17 protein-coding genes are annotated in these 21,607 nt (G+C 40.2%); 8 read left to right on the forward strand and 9 right to left on the reverse strand.

The annotated features are described in order from the left end of the window. Positions 1 to 299 precede the first annotated feature (299 nt). A complete protein-coding gene (locus tag ACE1CA_RS20025) occupies positions 300 to 1,076 on the forward strand; it encodes a type I restriction endonuclease (protein ID WP_413277491.1) in 777 nt (258 codons plus the stop codon). A gap of 86 nt (positions 1,077 to 1,162) precedes the next feature. Here ACE1CA_RS20025 and ACE1CA_RS20030 read toward each other — a convergent pair whose 3' ends face one another. Then, positions 1,163 to 2,275 (reverse strand): IS630 family transposase, encoded by a 1,113-nt coding sequence (locus ACE1CA_RS20030; protein WP_486517950.1) that lies wholly within the window; start codon positions 2,273 to 2,275, stop codon positions 1,163 to 1,165. 134 nt (positions 2,276 to 2,409) lie between these two features. After that, positions 2,410 to 3,495, reverse strand: a complete 1,086-nt coding sequence (locus ACE1CA_RS20035; protein WP_459563717.1) for a potassium channel family protein — start codon at positions 3,493 to 3,495, stop codon at positions 2,410 to 2,412. Between the two features lie 358 nt (positions 3,496 to 3,853). On the opposite strand from ACE1CA_RS20035, the gene ACE1CA_RS20040 reads away from it, so the two are divergent. Further along, the gene (locus ACE1CA_RS20040) at positions 3,854 to 5,077 is read left to right on the forward strand and encodes an aspartate aminotransferase family protein (protein WP_413281386.1); all 1,224 of its coding nucleotides are present in this window, start codon (positions 3,854 to 3,856) and stop codon (positions 5,075 to 5,077) included. A 58-nt stretch (positions 5,078 to 5,135) separates the two neighbouring features. On the opposite strand, the gene ACE1CA_RS20045 is transcribed toward ACE1CA_RS20040, so the two are convergent. After that, a complete protein-coding gene (locus tag ACE1CA_RS20045; RefSeq protein ID WP_413281355.1) occupies positions 5,136 to 5,657 on the reverse strand; it encodes a pentapeptide repeat-containing protein in 522 nt (173 codons plus the stop codon). 75 nt (positions 5,658 to 5,732) lie between these two features. Beyond that, positions 5,733 to 7,625, reverse strand: a complete 1,893-nt coding sequence (gene uvrC / locus ACE1CA_RS20050; protein ID WP_413281356.1) for an excinuclease ABC subunit UvrC — start codon at positions 7,623 to 7,625, stop codon at positions 5,733 to 5,735. A 344-nt stretch (positions 7,626 to 7,969) separates the two neighbouring features. On the opposite strand from uvrC, the gene ACE1CA_RS20055 reads away from it, so the two are divergent. Next, positions 7,970 to 8,149 (forward strand): hypothetical protein, encoded by a 180-nt coding sequence (locus ACE1CA_RS20055; protein ID WP_413281357.1) that lies wholly within the window; start codon positions 7,970 to 7,972, stop codon positions 8,147 to 8,149. 13 nt (positions 8,150 to 8,162) lie between these two features. Here ACE1CA_RS20055 and ACE1CA_RS20060 read toward each other — a convergent pair whose 3' ends face one another. The 4 genes from ACE1CA_RS20060 to ACE1CA_RS20075 form a co-directional block, all read right to left on the reverse strand. After that, positions 8,163 to 8,594: a response regulator gene (locus tag ACE1CA_RS20060; RefSeq protein ID WP_413281358.1), complete on the reverse strand. Its 432-nt coding sequence runs from the start codon at positions 8,592 to 8,594 to the stop codon at positions 8,163 to 8,165. Between the two features lie 332 nt (positions 8,595 to 8,926). Continuing rightward, positions 8,927 to 9,841 (reverse strand): NF038130 family PEP-CTERM protein, encoded by a 915-nt coding sequence (locus ACE1CA_RS20065; RefSeq protein ID WP_486517456.1) that lies wholly within the window; start codon positions 9,839 to 9,841, stop codon positions 8,927 to 8,929. Between the two features lie 254 nt (positions 9,842 to 10,095). Beyond that, positions 10,096 to 11,265, reverse strand: coding sequence for an LL-diaminopimelate aminotransferase (locus ACE1CA_RS20070; protein ID WP_413281360.1), 1,170 nt, complete (start codon positions 11,263 to 11,265; stop codon positions 10,096 to 10,098). Between the two features lie 146 nt (positions 11,266 to 11,411). Then, entirely contained in the window at positions 11,412 to 11,753 is a 342-nt protein-coding gene (locus ACE1CA_RS20075) for a thioredoxin family protein (RefSeq protein WP_413281361.1), read from the reverse strand. Between the two features lie 402 nt (positions 11,754 to 12,155). On the opposite strand from ACE1CA_RS20075, the gene ACE1CA_RS20080 reads away from it, so the two are divergent. Further along, a complete protein-coding gene (locus ACE1CA_RS20080) occupies positions 12,156 to 12,947 on the forward strand; it encodes a PEP-CTERM sorting domain-containing protein (protein WP_486517457.1) in 792 nt (263 codons plus the stop codon). Between the two features lie 57 nt (positions 12,948 to 13,004). Here the strand turns inward: ACE1CA_RS20080 and topA are convergent, their stop codons facing one another. After that, the gene (gene topA / locus ACE1CA_RS20085) at positions 13,005 to 15,683 is read right to left on the reverse strand and encodes a type I DNA topoisomerase (RefSeq protein ID WP_413281363.1); all 2,679 of its coding nucleotides are present in this window, start codon (positions 15,681 to 15,683) and stop codon (positions 13,005 to 13,007) included. Positions 15,684 to 16,137: 454 nt separating this feature from the next. Here topA and ACE1CA_RS20090 point away from each other — a divergent pair, with 454 nt between their 5' ends. The 4 genes from ACE1CA_RS20090 (at position 16,138) to cobJ (ending at position 21,601) form a co-directional block, all read left to right on the forward strand. Further along, the gene (locus tag ACE1CA_RS20090; RefSeq protein ID WP_413281364.1) at positions 16,138 to 16,293 is read left to right on the forward strand and encodes a hypothetical protein; all 156 of its coding nucleotides are present in this window, start codon (positions 16,138 to 16,140) and stop codon (positions 16,291 to 16,293) included. A 190-nt stretch (positions 16,294 to 16,483) separates the two neighbouring features. Next, positions 16,484 to 18,046: an NAD(P)H-quinone oxidoreductase subunit N gene (locus tag ACE1CA_RS20095; RefSeq protein ID WP_413281365.1), complete on the forward strand. Its 1,563-nt coding sequence runs from the start codon at positions 16,484 to 16,486 to the stop codon at positions 18,044 to 18,046. Between the two features lie 148 nt (positions 18,047 to 18,194). Beyond that, positions 18,195 to 19,673 (forward strand): glycosyltransferase family 87 protein, encoded by a 1,479-nt coding sequence (locus ACE1CA_RS20100; RefSeq protein ID WP_413281366.1) that lies wholly within the window; start codon positions 18,195 to 18,197, stop codon positions 19,671 to 19,673. Then, positions 19,670 to 21,601 carry a precorrin-3B C(17)-methyltransferase gene (gene cobJ / locus ACE1CA_RS20105; RefSeq protein ID WP_413281367.1) on the forward strand — a complete coding sequence of 644 codons (1,932 nt, stop codon included), beginning with the start codon at positions 19,670 to 19,672 and terminating at the stop codon, positions 21,599 to 21,601. The genes ACE1CA_RS20100 and cobJ overlap by 4 nt, the downstream gene beginning before the upstream one ends. Positions 21,602 to 21,607 lie beyond the last annotated feature (6 nt).

Genomic DNA, 21,607 nt, shown 5'->3' on the forward strand with positions numbered 1-21,607 from the left:
TATAATCAAATTTTTTCTTAATTTCTAGACTTTGACAACATTAGCTTTCCTCAATTCACCGATCTGTTAAAAAAGTAACCATAAAAAAAGTATTACGATATACGCAAGTATTTCGTACAATGTGCTTAAATATTAGCATGACACGATTTCACCGCCTTGATGCGAGAAGCCTTACTGGTAAATAGATCCAGGTAAGGTTTTTCCCTCAATGTTGGTAAAATTGAAAAACTAAAAGAATAAACATTGTTATGTTTAGTAATCCTCTCCCTATTAGCGATCGATTTATTGGAGAGTAATTGATGTTAGTTTGGTTTGAAGTAAACGGTTATACAGTTTTGCTAGATTCAGATGTTGTGCCGGGAAAGGCAAAGTCTGAGCGGAGCAGTTATGGTGAGGTTTTGTTGAGCGATCGGCTGTTTCGATCGCTCAGAAGAATTAATCCTAATGTTCCCTCAATGGCAATTCAAGAAGCTATTAAAAAACTTAATTCTATTCCTGGTGATACGCCGCAAGAAAAAAACAATAACTTCCGCAATTTTTTGCTAAATGGGATGAATATATCTTACCAATTAGGTAAATATAAACTTTATAATGAACTGAAACTTGTAGATTATTCTAATATTCAAAAAAATGATTGGTTGGTAATTCAAAATTTTACAGTTTTCGAGGGAAAGGTTCGCTATTCACCGGAAATAGTGATTTTTATTAATGGATTGCCTATTGGTATAATCGATTTAATAGAAACTAGTTCTGATGCAACTCCCTTAAAAAGAAATTGCGGAAAAATCAAATTTTGTAACTATAAGTTACCAACAATTTTTTCTTATGTGCAAATTTTAGTAATTTCTAATGGCAATCAAGCCAGAGTTGGGAATCCTTACCTTAATTGCGAACAATTTATTCCTTGGCACAGTATATGTAGAGAAGAAAAGTTAATTAATGGAGTAACTGAATTAGAAATATTAATTCAGGATTTTTTTGATAAACGCTCTTTTTTTAAGTCAATGAAAGACTTTATTGAGTTTACCCAAATACAGATAGAGACCCTACCAAAAGAATGTAAATGTCGTTTATAGAAGGGGACTGGGGACTGGGGACTAGGGACTGGGACAGTTTTGAGTTAGGGAGAAAGTCCTGAATTTTAAGTTAAGCTGTTAAGCATTTAAACAGGGATAAGAGCATTACCTTTATTTTTAAGTTTTCGCTCCCATTTAATAATTAACTGTCCTTCATTTAAAAGTTGATGTAATAAATATTCTAATTCTTCGATTGATTTAAATAGTCGATTAGCAATAAATTCTTTTGTTGAATGCCAAACTAATTCAATTAAGTTATAATCCGGGCTATATTTCGGGAGAAACTCTAAATGAATATTGGGCATTTCAGCGGCAACTTTCTGGAGATATTCTGCCTTTTTATGAAAACTAGCATTGTCGAGAATTATCACTATTTTGGCTCCTTTTTCAGCAAATTCATCGGCTTCATTGCCAGCAGCTACCCATTCACCAATCAATTCTTGATAAAACAGTTTTAGCACTTGATAAAAACTTTCTGAATTGCTTTTATCCAGAAATTCCACAAACCTTTTCTTGTCGGAATACCTCAGCCCTCCCATTACATTAATCCGACCCTTTCTTCGATCTCCTCTCACCTCTTTTCGGCTACCTTTTTTACACCAATTCTTTCTTTTTATCACGCTTAAACTAAAACCGCTTTCGTCCCAAAACCATACTTGTAAACGTTCTGGATTCTCTTTTTCTATTTTTAAATATTCGGTTATCTTCTTTTTAAATTCTTTTCTTTTTTCCGGCTCTCGCTTTCCCTCTAAGCTGTACTTCGCCCAGAGGTAAACGAACTTTTTTTGCTCTAATATTCTCCTAACTTGCGACCCACTTAATTTTATTCCTGTCGTTTCTGCTAAATATGTTGCTAACCTTTGTGCCGTCCATCTGCCAAATTCGTATCCTAATTCTTTGGGTTCTTTATCTACTGTCTCTAATAATATTTCTCTATATTTATCTGTAGCTTTTTGATGATTACCCTTCATCCTTTCATCGACTAGGCTTTCTAGATTATCTGGATCTCCATGTACGCACCAATAAGATACTTTATTTATTGAACAGCCCAGAAATTCCGCTATTTTAGCTTGAGTTTTTCCATCATTTAGCAACAGTAACATCAGAATTCTTTCTCTAATGTTTCCATTTTCTTCTTCTTTTAGGGCTTTTTGTAGCTTCTCTACTTGTTCTAAGCTCAGATGATTCTTTGCTGGCATTTCCTGACTCATTTTGCTCGGTTGACTTTTCCATTTTACCCTATTTAAATGATTAACAGCTTATCTCCTCTGCTCCCCTGCTCCCCTGCTCCCCTGCTCCCCTGCTCCCCTGCTCCCCTGCTCCCCTGCTCCTCTTAAGAATTATGTTTGGGTAAACGCAGTCTCTTGGAACTGAGGGGACTGAGAATTTGGTTAAGCGAACGTAATTGTTCGGGTGTACCCATGCAAATTATTGCATCTCCGGGTGAGAGGAGTGTATCTGCTGTTGGACCTCCGATTAAGGTACCATCGGCGCGACGAATGGCGACTACTAAGGCACCGGATTGACTTCTTAGACGTGCGTCTTTTAAAGTTTGACCGACATAAGGACAAACTTGGGGATCTAGAAGAAATTCTTCCATGTAGAACGATCGATCTATCCCCGTCAAAATCCCATCAACAAAATCCATTACTTGTGGTCGTAAAGCCGCTGCTGCCATGCGTTTACCGCCTGTAATATAAGGAGAGACTACCGCATCTGCGCCGCCACGTTGTAACTTTTTCACCGCTTCTTCTGTGCTGGCGCGAGCGATCGTTCTTACCTCTGGATTAAGGGATTTTGCCGAAAGTACAGTATAAAGATTTTCCGCATCCGAAGGTAGTGCTGCCACTAAACAAATTGCTCGTTCAATACCAACTTTGAGCAAAGTTTCATCTAATGTCGCGTCACCTTGGATGGTTACATAACCCATTTCTCTGGCTGATTCTACAGAATCTAAATCTGAATCAACAATTATGAAAGAAATTCCCTCAGCTTGAAACTCCTGAGCAATTTGCTTGCCAGTGCGTCCATATCCACATAAGATGTAGTGTTCTGTTAAAGATTCAATCAAGCGTCCCTGTTGCCTCAGTTTTCTACCTTCTTGAAAATAACCTTGAATGATTGCTTCTGTAAATCTGTTTACAATGTAACCGATCGTAATGATTCCTAATCCAATTAAAACTATAGTAAATATTCGACCGCGACTTCCTAATGGTCTAGTTTCTCCATAGCCAACTGTGGCTAGGGTAATTACTGTCATGTAGATCGAGTCTAACCAATCCCATCCTTCAATAAACTTGTACCACAGCGTACCGAGTAGAAATATAGCAATGATGGCGATCGTTCCACCAGTTAGCTGTTTTTGTAGGCGTTCATACTTAACTTCAATAGTTGTTTGTGTCGATCTATTTTTAGAAATCACAGAAGTAGAAGCTCTTTGTTAGCTGTTTAATCATACACAACAGTAGAATACCAATTGCTCCGTTAAATAATTCGGCAAATTTTGCTGCTGGGGAAGAGTTTGTATTTTTAGGAATAACAAGGATAAATTGTTGCAGAAAGCACGACATAAATATTTAACCCAGAGTTACAATACCCAAATATGCAAAATTTTGGATCTTTGGTATATCCTGCAATAAAGGTTTGGTAGCCTCGATCGACCTAGCTGACAAACCAAACCAGTAAATTGCATCGGAAAAAGTTTTGAATTTAAGGATTGAGCAGTGAGCATAGAAGTTGTTGAAAAGTCTAAAGTAAATCCAGAGTCAGGAGCGCAGATGGATAAGTACGATCCCACGAACTTCGATCGATTTGTCATGTCCACTTATGGACGCTTTCCCTTAGTGTTGGAAAAAGGGGAAGGTAGTCGAGTGTGGGATAATGAAGGGCGCGAGTATTTGGATTTTGTCGCAGGAATTGCTACTTGTACCTTGGGACACGCACATCCGGTAATGGTAGAAGCTGTGACTAAGCAAATTAAAACCTTGCATCATGTTTCTAACCTTTATTACAATTCGCCGCAAGGTTTGCTGGCAAAATGGTTAGTAGAGCATTCTTGTGCCGATCGCGCTTTCTTCTGTAATTCTGGCGCAGAAGCCAACGAAGGCGCAATTAAATTAGCTCGGAAATATGCTCATACGGTTTTAAAAATTGAAGAACCTGTAATTTTGACCGCGAAAGCTAGTTTTCACGGACGGACTTTGGCGACAATTACTGCTACCGGACAAGAAAAGTATCAAAAGCATTTCGATCCCTTGGTGCCTGGATTTCATTATGTAGAATATAACGATATTTCAGCGATTAAAAATGCGATCGGAGATATCGACACCGGAGACAGAAGAGTAGCAGCAATTCTCTTAGAAGCATTACAAGGAGAAGGCGGAGTTCGTCCCGGAGAAAAAGAATATTTCCAAGAAATTCGCCAAATTTGTGATGACATTGGCATTCTTCTAATTATGGATGAAGTGCAAGTAGGAATGGGTCGCAGTGGCAAATTATGGGGATATGAAAATCTCGGAATTGAACCGGATATTTTCACTAGTGCCAAAGGTTTAGGTGGTGGAATTCCGATCGGTGCAATGTTGTGTAAATCCAAATGCGACATTTTCCAACCCGGAGAACACGCCAGCACATTCGGGGGAAATCCTTTCGCTTGTGCAGTTGCACTCGCTGTTTGTCAAACTTTGGAACAAGAAAACATTTTAGAAAATGTCCAACAACGTGGCGAACAACTGCGTGCAGGATTGAAAGAAATTGCCGTTCAATATCCCAAACAAATTACAGAAATTAGAGGTTGGGGTTTAATTAATGGCATGGAATTAAGGGCAGACAGTAAATTAACTTCTGCTGATGTAGTCAAAGAAGCAATGGCAGAAGGCTTATTATTAGTACCAGCAGGACAAAAAGTTGTCCGCTTTGTTCCCCCATTAATTGTAACTGCTTCAGAAATTGATTCAGCAGTACAAATTATCGGAAAAGCTATGGCAACTTTGACTGCCTAAGTACGTTGTTGCGCTTTAGCGGTACTCTTAATAAGAGCGCTAAAGCGCAACAACATACTTAATTATCACTACTACGAATTTTCCCATCTGGCATAGTAGTTCTTCTCAGAAAACTTCTGCTTAAATCAACGCCAACAACATTGGCATCTCGGAGAATTGTACCTATCAAAACAGTGCCACTTAAGTCAGCGTAACTGAGATCGGCACCTAATAAATTAGCGAAGTTTAGAAGACTTAATCTCATGTCAGCACCGCTTAAGTTAGCATTAGCTAAATGTGCTTGCTTAAGGTCAGCACCGACAATTATAGCTTGGCTTAAATTAACTTCCCTTAAGTCTGCTCTGACTAATCTAGCACCACTTAAGTTAGCTCCTTGTAAATTGGCACCAGCTAAATAGGCATTCCGCAAATCAGCATCTCTCAGGTCTAATTGACTTAGGTTAGCATCACTTAAATCACAACCGCGACATTGCTTAGTTTGTCGTAATATTTCTAAGTGTTGAAGATTAAAAGCATTCGCGGGAGTAGCCAAGCCAAGAATAGCGAACAAAACAATAAAAGCTATTTGTTTGATTGTCATATTTCTAACAAAGTAACTTTTAACAGCATAGCTTGATCCTTGCAATTTAAAAAGTCACTAGATCTCCTCACAGATCTAAAGCGGATGAAAATAGTCGTAGATTTGTTGTGCTAAACGCCAACCTATTCCGGGAACTTCGGCTAATTGTTTGACGGAGGCTTCGCGGATATAATCGATCGAGTGAAAATGCGCGAGTAATTGTTTTTGTCTTTGAAAACCTAAACCGGGAATTTCTTCTAAACGAGAACGACGCATTTTATCGCTTCTTTGTTGCCGATGGAATGTTACGGCAAATCGATGTGCTTCATCTCTTAATCTACGTAGTAATTGTACTCCTGGTTGTTCGGGGTCTGTTTGTAATGGTAAAGATTCGCCGGGAAGAAAGATTTCTTCGCGTTGTTTGGCTAAACTAACTACTCGCAAATCTTCTAATAAGTTCATTTCTTGGAGTGTTGCGACAACTGCGGAAAGTTGACCTTTTCCACCGTCTATCATGATTAAATCGGGCCAATCAGAATCAGCCTTTTCGGTTGATGAAATGTCGGTTTCTGCTGTTTTTGCATATTTGCGAAAGCGTCTTTGAATAACTTCGGCTAAACTGGCAAAGTCGTCAGAATGTCCGGCAGTGACGGTAGGGTTTTTAATTTTGTAATGTCGATAGTATTGTTTGGCTGGTAATCCATCAATAAATACTACTTGAGAGGCGACAGCATTTGAGCCTTGAATGTGGGAAATGTCGTATCCTTCGATGCGATGAGGTAAGTCTGGTAAATCGAGAATGTTGGCTAAATCTTGCAAAGCTTGGTTGTTACGATCGCTATTTTTCCGCGTCCGTTCCAGTTCATATTTAGCATTGCGTTCTACCATTTCGATCAGTTCGGCTTTGCTTTGTCTTTGGGGTGCAATAATGCTGACTTTTCTGCCTTTGCGATCGCTCAAATAATTCGCCAAAATTTCACTTTCTGGTAACTCATGCTGAACTAAAATTTCTGTGGGAATTTCCACTGATTCGGCATTTTGATAATGTTCTTCTAATACCCTTTGTAAAATTGCTCCTGCTGTACCCGATTTCGCTTCGGCTATAAATCCCAATCTTCCCACTAATCTCCCGGCGCGAATTTGAAATAGTTGAATACAAGCGTGTTGTTCGTCGGCGGCTAGAGCGATCGCATCTCGCGAAATACTATCATTGGGTAAGGAGACTTTTTGCGCTGCATTTAAAGATTTAATTCCCTCAATTTGATCCCGAATCCTTGCTGCTACTTCAAAGTTTAATTCCTCCGCAGCTTTCTGCATATTTTCTGTCAAAATATCAATTAATTCTTCTGTCCTTCCTTGAAACACCATCGCAATTTTTTGAATAGTTTTGCGATACTCTTCAGGAGTAATTAAACCTTGGCAAACTCCCGGACATCTGCCAATATCATAGTTTAAGCAAGTCCGGTCTTTAAATAAAGGTTGGGGACGCTGACGTAGGGGAAATAAACGTTTAGCTAATCGTAAGGTTGTCCGTAACAATCCTGAGTCAACAAATGGCCCATAATAACGGTCTTTTTCTTTGCCAATCCGCCGATTTCGAGTAATAAAAATTCTGGGATAATCTTCCGACCAAGTAATTAAAATATAGGGATATTTTTTATCATCTTTGAGTAAAACATTAAAATATGGCTGATGTTGCTTGACAAGATTTGCTTCTAAAGCTAAAGCTTCCGCTTCCGTGTCGGTGACGATGAATTCAATATCGATAATTTGACGCACCATCATGGCGATGCGATCGCTTAATCGCTGAGGATCGCGGAAGTAGGAACTGACACGCGATCGCAATTTTTTTGATTTACCGATGTACAGGGTGCGATCGTTCTCATCCTTCATAAAATAGACACCCGGTTCTTGGGGAATTTGCTTAAGGGATTTTTCTAAGCGTTCCGGGTCTTTTACCAATGGAAGAATTTTTGCAGAAGTAGTCATTTTATTTCGGATTTTATTTAGATTTATTCTATAGATTAGCCTGGTTGTTAAAACTCAGTTTACAGGTCTTCTACATGAATCTACAATGTCTCTTACTATGATAGAAACTTTATTTATAAACTGTTTATAGAGATTTGCTTTTTTTTCGGTAGTGTTACTTAATTTTGGTTAAAAGTGATAACACTTTTATTCCTAACCAAGATATTTTTTGAAAAATTTACACCTCTTAAAATTAAAAAGTTAAATTTATGAACAAATCAAAAAATTCCGAGAAATTACAGGTTAAATTAGAAAATAAATCCAGTCACGCCTTTTATTCACACAAGTAAATAATGGTTAAATTTATGTCTTTAGAAGACCTGAGAATCGAATATAGAGAAGCCTTAGATGAAACACTCAATCATCTAAATGCTGTAAATTTATTAGTGGCGCAAATTGAAACTAAAATGGAACAGGTGAGAGACTCTATGCAAAATCTCTGTCAAGTCGTTGAAAGAATGGTAGAAGAACGACAAGAACAATAGTAATAGATAAAAATTACTGCTCTGTTAAACCACCCAAAATTTCTTGAATTGCTTCGCGTAACAGAGAAAGATTGATTGGTTTAACAAAGTATTTTTTAGCCCCTAAATTTAAGGCACGTTGTTGGTCTGATTTAAACGCATAAGCGGAAATAACAATGATTGGGATCTGTCGATCGCTCGGAAAAGCTTGTATTTCCTGAAGTATGCTGTAACCATCAATGAAGGGAATTTTCAAGTCTAGTAAAATCAGGTTTGGTTGAAAAGTAGACAGGGCGGAGAAGAATGCAGCACCATCTGCGATCGCCAACACCTGATACCCCAAAAAACTCAAGTAATCACTTAGTAATTGTCGAGAAATATCATGGTCTTCAACCAGCAGAATACGACTAGATAAAAAAATTTGCCCCTTAGAGTGAATAACAAAGTCTTTTCCTGATTTTGCCATAATCTTAGCATAGTTAAAAATTTAGTTTATCTCTAGCAATGTCATTGCTGCTAATTTAGTAAAACATTAATATGCTCCCCCTGAAATAGCCGGGAGGCGGTCTGTTTGGAAGCATACTAAATTCGACTTAAATACCTCCATCATTTTTAGTCCATGTAGTCGCGTTCGTATAGCGCGTATTTCGATCGCCATAAGATATAGGAAGTAACTAACTTTCCCTAATATCCCTAAAATAAAAATCAAAAAATAATAGCTAATTGGCTATTGGCAATTAGCTATTACTCAGAGACTATGATGTACTGAAGAAAATCAGCAACCGACTAAGAAATCGCTTATCCAGCTTGTTGTTGTTTGCGCTTAGCTGCTAACAAACCACCCAAACCAATTAAACCGAAAACTACAGAAGGTTCTGGTACTGATGTAGCAGGAGGAACAACTCCTCTGAGTGCAACTTCGTAGTTACCGCTATGAGATAAACCATCAGCATAGAGGCCAGAATTGTTGGTTAAGCCAGATGCTGTAGCGTTGAAGCTGTAAAGGAATTGCTCAACACCACCATAGTTGACTTTGACTACTTCACTGACCTGGAAGCCATCTCTGATGAATGCGGCATAAGCTCCTAAGATAGGAGCATAGTAGGCTTTGGCATCGAAGTGACCTGCTAAACCAATCAAGAGGTCGCTACCGCTAGTGGTAATGTAGGAGATATTGGGGTCACTGCTGCGTTGGAAACCTTTTACCTGATCGCTTAAAAAGGCGTTGTAGGCTGCTTGGCGAACGAGGAAGCTGTTTCCAAAAGGCAAGCTTGCTGCCAAACCCGCAGCATTATAAAATTCGTTAAACCATCTATTAGCGAAGTTATCAGCACCATATAGTGTATCCAAGCTGGGGCCAAACCAATCTGTTGCGGTCAAGCTGCTGAGGGTGAGAGACCTACCTGCAACCGTACCTTCAATGTTGGTGCGGGCGTTAGATGTCAAATAGGTGGACAAGTTCACACCTTCGCTGGTAGCAAATAACTCAACGTTACCGCCTGGGGCGCTGCTGTTGCCTCCCAAGATAGCATCTAATCTGCTCATGTCGTTAGTCAGGCAGGTGCTGGTTGGCCCACAACTACCGTAGTTGTTGTCATAAAGCCAAGCATCGTTGTTACCTGTGATGCTGTAGGCGAAGCCAGGGGTTTGGGCGATCGCACTCATGCCAGCAGCTGAGGCAGCGATTAAAAACTTCTTCATAAAACTAGACATTTTTATTGATCTCCAGAATCTACAGTGTGTTTACAGTCGAGCCAACTACTAAGGATTGAGTGCTTGATTCTTATATAGATGCAATTTCTAAGTTTTTATAGATTGATTATGCACTCAGAGATTGCAGAAGACTTTGCTTTAATCCTAAGTTTATTCTACGCAAATACCAAACGGCAATAGGTGAAATTTATTTACATTTCACCTAAAGTTTCCATAAAGAATTCGGAAAAAAGAAGTTTTTTTTGTCAGTGATTTTACGGATACAAAAACTTAGAAATTCTCTTTACTGCTGTTTCTAAAATTTCTGGTTGATGTACTAAAGCAAATCTCACATAACCCTCACCAAATTTACCGAAACCTGCGCCCGGTGCTACGGCAACACCCGTATTTTCTACGAGTTTTGCAGCAAATGTGAGGGAATCACTAGCCCATGCTTCTGGTAGTTTTGCCCAAATATACATAGTTGCTGGTGGAGTTGGTACTTCCCAACCAATGCGATGTAGGGATTGGATAAAGGTGTCGCGTCGATCGCGCAAAATCGCCACATTTGATTTAACGTTATCTTGGGGGCCTGTTAACGCAGCGACAGCCCCATTTAAAATCCCTCGATATTGGTTAAAATCAACTGCGGCTTTGACTTGGCGTAAAGCTTTAATTAAAGCGGCATTACCAATCGCAAAACCGATGCGAAAACCACCCATGTTATAGGATTTCGACAGGGTAAAAAATTCGATCGAAACGGTTTTTTCTGGGTCAGCTTGGAAAATTGAAGGTGCAATGTTCTCCGTAAATACTAGATCCAAGTAAGGGAAATCATGTACTAACACCAAGTTATGTTGCTGACAGAAAGCCACTGCTTTTTGGAAGAATGATAGTGGTGCGATCGCAGTTGTCGGATTATGGGGATAACTTAATACCATCATTTTGGCTTGCGCTAAAACTGTTGATGGTACTTCTTCAAAAACAGGCAAAAATCCATTTTCTGCCCGCAATGGCATCGGGTAAATTTGACCGCTAGCTAGGTAAACACCTCCTGCATGAGAAGGATAACCAGGGTCTAAAAGTAGGGCAAAATCCCCTGGATTCAGGACTGCTAAAGGTAAATGGGCAGTTCCTTCTTGAGAACCAATTAAAGGTAAAACTTCGGTTTCTCGATCGACAGAAACCCCAAATTTTTTGGTGTACCAATCAGCAGCGGCTTGGCGAAAATCTCTAGTGCCGTGAAATAACAAATAACCGTGAGTGCTAGTATCTGTTAAAGCTTGCGCGATCGCTTCAGTAATATGATTAGCTGCGGGTAAATCCAAAGACCCCAAAGATAGATCGATAACTGACAAACCTGATGCCTTAGCTTTCGCTTTCGCCCGGTCCATATCAGCGAAAACATTATGTTGTAGCGGTTCTAAACGTTTAGCGAATTGCATATCCTAAAAATTTTACTTCGTTCATGATGTCATTAGACCCCTGGTAAAAATATTTTTAGTTAAAACTTAGTTCCGGGTTCAATGGGAAAGGATAAAAGATGGTAAATCTTTTATCCTTTCCCTTTTCCCTAACTTCTACAAGAAGTCTAGTTACTAATTTGACAGATGTTGTCTAGCAAAGTGGTGATTTTCTGTTTAGTTCCCCCATCGATTCCCTCAATAGATTCAATCAACTGACCATTTTTAAATAGCCTTAGTGCTGGAACTCCTTCCACTTCGTAGCGTTTCACTGCTATGGGGTTAGGATCTACTTCCATTTTGACTACTTTTAAGCGATCGCCATAAGTTTGGGCTACCGAATTAATTAATGGGGCCATCAGTCGGCATGGCCCACACCAATCTGCCCAGAAATATACCAATACTGGCTGTGTCGCTTTCAGCACTTCGGTTTCAAACACAGGATCGGAGATAGTTATCACGCTGCTCATAGCACACCCAACAACAGTCAATTATCAGCTTATCCCACTCAATCCCAAATCCAACAACTTTTTCTCAGGGCAGAGTGCGATCGCTAGTAGTTAATATTATATTTGCACCCAGATAAAATTTCAAAAACTCTTCATCAAAACTAAGTGGAAACACGAGAATCGGCTTGTAGATTATATGCTAGCGTGTGTGAGCGTGCATCTAAATATCACTTTCAGAGGGTGGTCTTGTCACAAAAATCAATTAAAAATCGACAGTATTAACTACTTATGTCGATCGCAGCATTCTGAATGATAAGTGATTAGCGGAAAAGCTGTGCAATTTACCTACTCCCTCTGAAAACAGTATTTACCTCAAAATTTTTTACTATTAACACCCACTTAAAGTTGGGAGGGAGTTTCCTGATGAGCAAATTTTCCATCAAGAACTATTGGCAAATAGGTTTGTTTTTAACGGCATTGAGTGGCACAGCTTTCATTAATGCAGGGTCAGCAAAAGCCGCAACCTTTTCCTTGGGAGGTTATACTTGGGATTCTGCTAACTCTGTTGTTGGTGGATCGATCGTTTCAGGCAGCCAAAACATCTCCGGTTTTGCAGCTTCTTTTGTAGAAAATCAAACAGTTGGTTCAATTTTAGGTTTTGGTTCCAATACCTCAGTAGACCTTGGTAATAGCACGAATCGTGGTGTAATTGAACTCAACTGGGGAGAAGGAAAGTCTTTAGCAAACGCAACTGGCAAAGACTTTGTAGTATACGAAAACGGTAGCGCCACGTTCGGTAATTTGGGGGGACCGGAAGCATTTGCCGTAGCCGTTCGCAAAGTTGGTCAGAACACTTTTAGCGAGTTTCTCTATCAATTTAGCAGTGGTTTTGAACCTAGTGTTTTTGCCACAGGTTTTGATTTAAGTGATTTTGGACTCGGTGAAAATGAAGAAATTGATGCCATCCGCATCATGAATTTAATTGCAACCGATAAAGTAAGTAATACTGACGGACAAGGTTTTGTGGGAGGTAACTTTGCCCCCCAAACAGGTTCCCAAGGATTCGGAAATTATGAGTCTGATAAGTTCGATGCTGATATTACTTATGTAGTCGGTCTAAATTCGCCAAAATCAGTACCCGAACCAACTTCTATTTTGAGTTTAGTAGCATTGGGTGCGATCGGTATTACTGCCAAATTAGTACGCAAAACATAGAGGATGTTTAAACCTAGATCCCCAACTTCTTAAAGAAGTCGGGGATCTAAATTTAACCTAAGAAGTTTTTTTCTTGGTAGTAGTGGTTTTAGTTGTCTTTTTGGCAGCGGTAGTTTTAGTTGCCGAACTAGTACCTTTACTACTAGTAGAAGACGTAGTTGATTTTTTCGACCTAGTAGTAGATTTGGTCGATTTTTTAGCAGCTAAAGCTTCCAGTGCTTTTTCCAAAGTAATACTTTCTACAGTTTCCCCTTCTGGAATTGCCGCATTAGTTTTACCATGCTTGATATAAGAACCATAAGGCCCTTCGTAGATATTTACTGGTTCATCATCGCTGGGATGATTGCCCAATTCTCGCAAAGGTGTTTTAGTTTTAGAACGAACACCACCTCTAGTTTTCTTGGGTTCAGCCAAGAGTTCTAAAGCCCGTTGCAAATCAATAGTTAATACATTGTCAGTCGCTTTTAAAGAACGAAAATCTTTTCCTTCTTTGCCTTGGTCGTGGACAATGTAAGGGCCAAAACGTCCTAGTCCAGCTTGAATTTTTGCCCCAGTTTCGGGGTGAATTCCGAGATTTCGAGGTAAAGCCAGTAAACCTAAAGCCATTTCTAAAGTCACGTCTTCTTGGTTAGTACCTTTTGGCAAAGAAGCACGTTTGGGCTTTTTGTTTTCTTCGGAAACTTCACCGAGTTGGACATAAGGGCCGTAGGTACCGATGAGAATAAAAATTGGTTCTCCGGTTTCTGGGTCGATGCCGAGTTTTTCTGGCCCTTCGGTTTTTTGCCGGAGGATAGTTTCTACTTGTTCTGGGTCTAAGTCTGCGGGTGTGAGGTCTTTGGGAATAGAAGCGGTTACTACACCATCGCCATTTTCGGCTTCGATGTAGGGGCCAAATTTGCCGATTCTGACTTTAGCGGCGAGGTTTTCTAGTTCTACGGTACGGGCTTCTGCGGGATCAATTTGACTTTCCCGTTCTTTGACTTGGGTTTCTAAGCCTTTTTCTCCCTGATAGAATTGCCGCAGGTAGGGTAGCCATTGGGCTTCACCTGTGGCGATGTCGTCTAGGGTTTGTTCCATTTGGGAGGTAAAGCTGGTATCTACTAAGTCGGGGAAGTGTTTTTCTAGGAGACTGGTGACGGCGAAGGCGGTGAAGGTGGGGATGAGGGCGTTGCCGTTCATTTGGGCGTAGCCGCGATCGATAATCGTACTGATAATACTCGCGTAAGTACTCGGACGACCAATACCTTCACTTTCTAAGGTTTTCACCAAAGATGCTTCCGTGTAACGGGCGGGGGGTTGAGTTTCGTGTCCAACGGCTTCGAGTTCCTTACATTCGGGATGATCTCCCACTTTTAATGGTGGCAGAATTACTTCTTGGTCTTCAATAGCCGCTTCTGGGTCGTCGGAACCTTCCACGTAAGCACGTAAGTATCCGGGAAAGTCGATGCGTTTACCTGTGGAACGGAAACCTGCATCTTCTACTTGCAAGTCTATGGTAATTAAAGTTTGGCGAGAGTCTGCCATTTGAGTGGCGACGGTACGCTTCCAAATTAAATCGTACAGTCGGAATTCTAAACCACTCAATCCGGTTTCTTGGGGAGTGCGGAAAGTGCTCCCGGCGGGACGGATGGCTTCGTGGGCTTCTTGTGCGCCTTTGCTTTTGGTGGTGTATTTGCGGGGTTGGGGGCTGAGGTATTGAGTCCCGTACATTTGTTCGACACAGTTGCGGGCAGCTGCGATCGCTTGTTCCGACAAATGCACCGAATCTGTCCGCATATAGGTAATATAGCCCTGCTCGTACAAACTTTGAGCAATCCGCATCGTGTCACGGGCGGAAAGGTGCAGTTTGCGGTTAGATTCCTGTTGTAATGTGGAAGTGGTAAAGGGCGGGGCAGGTTTGCGAGTAACTGGACGTTCTTCAATATTGCTAACAGTCCAAGTTTTGTCTAAAAGTCTTTCCCGCAAAGCCAAAGCTTCCGCTTCGTTCAGGACAACTACATTGCGTCCGACGATGATTTGCCCAGTAGTTTCGTCAAAATCACTGCCAGTGGCAACTTTTGTCCCAGCTAAAGTTACTAATTTGGCATCAAAAGGCGATTTTTCTTTTTCTAAAAGGGCTTTTAAATCCCAATAAGTTGCTTGATGGAAGGCGCGACGTTGACGTTCTCTGTTCACCAACAGACGAACCGAAACGGACTGAACTCTTCCCGCTGAAAGTCCCCAAGCGATTTTTTTCCAGAGTAGGGGCGAGAGGGTGTAACCTACGAGTCTGTCTAGGATGCGCCGAGTTTCTTGGGCGTGGACTAACTGTTCGTCGATGTCACGACAGTTTTTTAAGGCTTTGCGGATAGCGTCTTGGGTAATTTCGTGAAATACCATCCGCTTAATTGGAACTTTCGGTTTGAGAATTTGCTTTAAATGCCAGCTGATGCTTTCCCCCTCGCGGTCTTCGTCAGTCGCTAGTACTAGTTCGGTAGCTTCTTTCAGGGCATCTTGCAGTTGTTTGACTACTTTCTTTTTCTCTTTGGGGATCACATATAGGGGTTCAAAGTCTGCATCTACGTTTACCCCCAACTGTGCCCATTTTTCCCCTTTGACAGTTTCGGGTATTTCGTCAGCAGATGAGGGCAAGTCGCGGACGTGACCCATCGATGCTTCTACCCGGTAGTTGGAGGGGAGGAAGTTGCGAATGGTGCGTGCTTTGGTGGGTGATTCAACTATAACAAGGGTTGACATGAGAACTTACACAACAGCAGCTAGGCTAGAGAGTTCAATAAGCGAGTTTTTCAGGTAGAGGGCAGAAGGCAGAGGTGGGGAGGTGGGGAGGTGGGGAGGTGGGGGGAGTTGTCGATCGATATTAAGGAACTTCCCCCTATCCCCTTGTCCCCTTGTCTCCTTGTCCTCGCGTCTGTCTTCACCAACTACTTTTGACCATAATTTATTTATCTGGCTCTCCTATTTACACTTATATAGGATATGAATCACTACAATTTGATTTAATGTGCGATTTAAGCCTTGTGCGGTAAGGGTTTGAGGAATTTATTTTTGGTGAGGCAAGTTTGTTAACTTTCTTTGTTTTCTGTTTGCTGTTGGTCTGGAATTGCTGAGTTTGAGTGGGATACGGTTATGTTAGGTTAGCGCGATCGCTCTTGAGTAGGAAACTTTTACTTATGATATCTAAAATCTTGATTTGGGGCAGGGTTTACGACAGGATTTAGCTAGAATGTTTGGCGATCGCATCATCGAAAAAACTGCTCAAGTGCTATCTCGACACATTGATTCTGAAGAGGAAATCTCTAGTATTATTCAAGAAATTCAAGGGGAAATTATGCCCAAAAATCGCTGATTGGTAAAGTTGAATTCGGCGTTGGGGAGCAATTTTAGGTATAAGTCTTAACCAATACTAACTGTAGATTGGGGTTTATCTGTGGAATCTCAATACCAGGAAAAAGGAAATTTTGTTGAATATGTGACGTAGAACGCAATAATATTAAGTGTCCTGGTCTGTATGGCTAATCTCCAAATTTATAAGATCTATGAGTTTTGCTGAACTTGCAGCACAGCTAAATGCTGGAACAATTTTGCCGGAGTCAATTGTCATTGCCACTCTGATTGTAGTGTTAATGGTTGACTTAATCGTGGGGCGAACTTCTACACGCTGGACTCCTTATCTAGCAGTCGCAGGTTTACTCGCTTCGGTTGTGGCGCTTTTCTATCAATGGGATATCACTAACCCTACCTCTTTTTTGGGCGGGTTTAATGGTGATGCCTTAAGTGTAGTGTTTCGTGGCATTATCGCTTTGTCCGCAGCTGTGACAATTTTAATGTCGATTAGCTACATTGAGCAATCAGGGACTTCTTTAGGGGAGTTTGTGGGAATTTTACTCACGGCGACTATTGGAGGAATGTTTCTCTCTGGCGCAAATGAGTTGGTGATGATTTTCATCAGCTTGGAAACTTTGAGTATTTCCTCGTACTTACTCACAGGTTACACTAAGCGCGACCCTCGTTCTAATGAAGCGGCGTTAAAATATCTGTTGATTGGCGCTTCTAGTACGGCAATTTTCCTCTATGGTATATCTTTGTTGTATGGCTTGTCCGGTGGGGAAACTAAGCTGAGTGCGATCGCTGCTGGGTTGGCTGCTGGTAGTGGTCAATCTTTGGCTTTGGTAATTGCTTTAGTATTCGCTATTGCGGGTATCGCGTTTAAAATTTCGGCTGTACCTTTCCACCAATGGACACCTGATGTTTATGAAGGTTCTCCGACTCCGGTAGTTGCTTTCCTTTCGGTTGGTTCAAAAGCTGCTGGGTTTGCTTTAGCAATTCGCTTAATGGTAACAGCTTTCCCCTTAGTTAGCGAGCAGTGGCATTTCATTTTTACCGCCCTTGCTATTTTAAGCATGGTGTTAGGAAATGTGGTGGCTTTGACGCAAACTAGTATGAAGAGATTGTTGGCTTATTCTTCGATCGCTCAAGCTGGTTTTGTCATGTTAGGATTAATCGCTGGCACAGAAGCAGGTTACTCTAGCATGGTATTTTATATGTTGGTTTACCTGTTCATGAATTTGTGCGGTTTTACCTGTGTAATTCTCTTTTCTCTGCGGACGGGAACTGACCAAATTAGTGAATATTCTGGGTTGTACCAAAAAGATCCTTTGTTGACTTTGGGTTTGAGTTTGTCTCTACTTTCTTTAGGTGGAATTCCGCCTTTGGCTGGATTTTTTGGGAAATTGTATCTGTTTTGGGCTGGTTGGCAAGCTGGTCTTTACCTGTTAGTTTTGTTAGGTTTAATTACCAGTGTGGTTTCAATTTACTACTACATTCGGGTAGTGAAAATGATGGTAGTAAAAGAACCTCAAGAAATGTCCGATGCAGTGAAAAATTATCCAGCTATTACTTGGAATTTGTCAGGAATGCGGGCTTTACAAGTGGGTTTAGTGGTAACTTTGATTGGTACTTCTTTGGCTGGTATTTTGTCAAATCCGTTGTTTAATTTGGCTAATGGTTCGGTTGCTAAAACTAAAATGTTGCAATCAGCTGTAATTACTTCTCAGGTGGCTGAAGTTAACACTCAGTTATCAGCCTTAAACAAGGATTAATAATTGAGAATAGGGAGAGAATTTTTTTAATTTGAATTTTAAATATCTCTCCCTATTCCTTTGTTATTTGGACAAAGTTAATTTGTTGGTTGTTAGCAATACAGGTATTATCTGCAATTTTACTGGCAGTATCAAAGGGCAAGATGTCATGTCAAATCTACCTTTGTATTTAAGAGTTTTGTTATTATTTGTGATTTGGATAATGACGATCGCTCTATTACTAGCCACTGTTATTAAGGAACAGTTAGGTAACGCTGAATGGCGAAATAATTCAGGATTTTTAAATCATCCTTTGCGGCGAAAAGTAATAAACTTTTTGGTGCGATCGGGCGTAACTTTCGGTTTAAAATTATTCTTTATTATCATCACATTATGGTTTATAGTTCAAACTTTACTCAAAGCTTATAAATTAACTCAACCAGGGGCTTTTCTCTCTGATTTTCGCTGGTATTATGTAGCTAGTAAAATGGTACTAGAAGGTTTGAATCTCTATCAGCCAGAAACATTTGTAAACTATTTTATTCAGGTAGTAACTCCCAGAAATGCAATGCCATTTGTTTATCCACCTAATATTATTCCCCTAATTTTACCTCTGGGCTACTTCTCCAGTTACTATGCTTCTACGATTTGGGTTATTGCCAACCTACTGGCAATAATTTTAAGCATCTGGGGTAGCGTTCATCTGATAGATTCTCCCAGGAAAAATTGGCAGGTAATTGGCGCAATTATTTGTTTTCTAGTCTATGGAACAACTTACAGTTTAATTGTCGGTAATATTGCTTTGATTGTCTCTGCTTTAGTTATTTGGTCAATTGTTCAAGCAAAAAAAGGCAGAAGTATTTTAGCTGGAATCTTACTAGGTATTAGCGCTATCAAGCCAACATTAGCTGTTTTATTTATCTTATATTTTTTATTTAAAAGGCGATTTAAATTAGTCATTGTTTGTGGGATGACAGCAGTTATAATGACTGGAATTGGATTAGTAATGACTGGTAATTCAATCCCAGAATTTATCCACTTATATAAACAAGGCTATGAATTATTTTTTCAACATTTCTATAATGCTCCTAACAAATCCTATGGAAGAATAGATGCTGTTGTCATAGGCTACAGACTATTTACAAATAATATAATTATGGCAAAATTAACGTCAAATTTAATTGTAATTATAGCCAGTTGTTTAATTTGTTTTTATATTTATAGACGGAATAAAAGTATTAGATTTGTGAAAGAGATATCTTTATCAGAGATAAGTTTGATTGCCTGTTTAAGTGTATTATACACTTATTCTCAAGGCTCAAATTCATCAATATTAGTATTATGTGGGGTATTTTTTATAAATGAACTGTTGACAGTAGTAAAAAACAATAATCTTACTCTTCAATGGATCTCTTTGTGGAGTGGAGGATTTTTTTGCCTGTTGATTCACACTAGTATTGGTTATAATCTACTCACTCCTGCTTGGAAACCAAGTACATCTCCTATAAGTTTGAGTTTAATTTATAAACAAACAATTGCCGCTAGTCCCAGTTACGCTATAGTAGGATTGAGCTTCTTTATTTTAGCAATTGCTCACTTGAGTCTAAACAAAGCAAAAGACGAATTATTAGTTGGAAATGAAAATTGATAAAGTCACTTTATATAGATAATCAACCTATAGGGGCGATCGCAACTACTCCCACTGCTGCTAAACTTTTGTTACCTGTTTGTCAGGCAATAAATGCAACCCTTTGGGTTCCAGAATCTTTAAGGGAAATTAAGGGAACTGAAGTTTATCATGGTTCTTTAAGCTCACATCTTGCTAATATTTGGTCGCAATATCGCGGTTTTATTTTCGGTTTGGCAACAGGCGCTGTTGTGAGGTTAATTGCACCTTTATTGAAAGATAAATCTGTCGATCCGGCAGTAATTGTGATTGATGAAAATGGTAAATTTGTAATTAGTTTATGTGGTGGTCATCAAGGTGGTGCCGATCGGTTGACGAGAGCGATCGCACTTCAACTAAATGCTACCCCAATTTTAACTGGTGCGTCTAATGGTTTGGGTTTACCTGCTATTGATTTGTTGGGTGTTCCTTTTGGTTGGAATAAAGGCGCAGGTGATTGGACAAAAGTCGCTGCTACTATTGCCAGAAATGAACCTGTTCAAGTAATCCAAGAAGTCGGTTCTACTCTCTGGCAAAATCATCTCCCCAAAGGTCATCCTTTCTATTTTGAAAATACAGAAAACCAACTACCAACTACCAACTACCAACTACCAAAAGCCAGAATTTGGATTAGTTTCACCCAAAGAAGGTTTTCTCCTGATTCAGATTTACCGAAAGTACAATGGCATCCGCGAGTTTTATGGTTAGGAATTGGTTGTGAAAGAGGCAGTTCTAAAAAGTTAATTGAAAGTGCAATTAAACAGGTTTGTCAAAGGTATCATTTGGCGGAAGGTGCGATCGCCGGAATTGCTACAATTGATATTAAAGCTGATGAAGTCGGTTTAATCGAAGTTTGTCGGGAAAAAAATTGGCCTTTAAAAACTTTTTCGGCGGAAGTTTTAGGTAAAATTAATGTACCCAATCCTTCAACGATTGTCGCGGCGGAAGTGGGAACTCCTAGTGTGGCGGAAGCTGCGGCGATTTGTGCGGTTGGGGACTGGGGACCGCCATCGATTGGGGATTGGGGAGAGGGATTTTCGAGTGCTAGTTTATTAGTCAAAAAACAAATTTTTCGTCTTGAAGGAGAACGTGGGGCTGTGACAATTGCTGTGGGATTATCAGAGAAGGAATATAGCGATCGCACTGGGAAAATTTTACTAATTGGTACGGGGCCAGGTCAATTAGAACAAATGACTATTGCTGCACAAATGGCAATTTCTCAAGCTGATGCTGTGGTTGGTTATACTTTATATATTGACTTGATTTCCCCTTTATTAAAACCAGGTCAAATTGTGGAATCTTTGCCCATTACTCAGGAAGTGGAAAGGGCAAAAAGAGCGATCGAATTAGCAGATAAAGGTTTAACTGTTGCGGTCATTTCTTCAGGAGATTCCGGCATTTATGGGATGGCGGGTTTAGTATTAGAAGAACTGCAAGCACATGGTTGGGATGGGCAAGTTCCGGGCGTGCAAGTGTTTCCCGGAATCACGGCTTTACAAGCTGCGGCTTCTTTGGTAGGTGCGCCGTTAATGCACGATTTTTGCGCTGTTAGTTTGAGCGATTTATTAACGCCTTGGGAGGTAATTGAAAAGCGGTTAATTGCAGCAGCAGAAGCGGATTTTGTCACAGCTTTATATAATCCGAAATCCCAAACTCGGACAGAACAAATTGCTTTTGCCCAACAGATTTTTTTAAAGTATCGTAATCCAGCTACACCAGTGGCGATCGTCCGTTCCGCTTATCGAGAAACCCAAGAAATTACGATTACTACTTTAGAAAAGTTGCTGGAAAGCTCGATCGATATGTTGACAATTGTGTTAATTGGTAATTCAAATACGCGGGTTCATGGCGAATGGATGATTACGCCAAGGGGTTACAAAGTCGAGGGAATTGAATACAGCGATTTGTAGATAATG

This window comes from Floridaenema evergladense BLCC-F167 (genome assembly GCF_041929205.2).
Lineage (GTDB): Bacteria > Cyanobacteriota > Cyanobacteriia > Cyanobacteriales > Aerosakkonemataceae > Floridanema > Floridanema evergladense.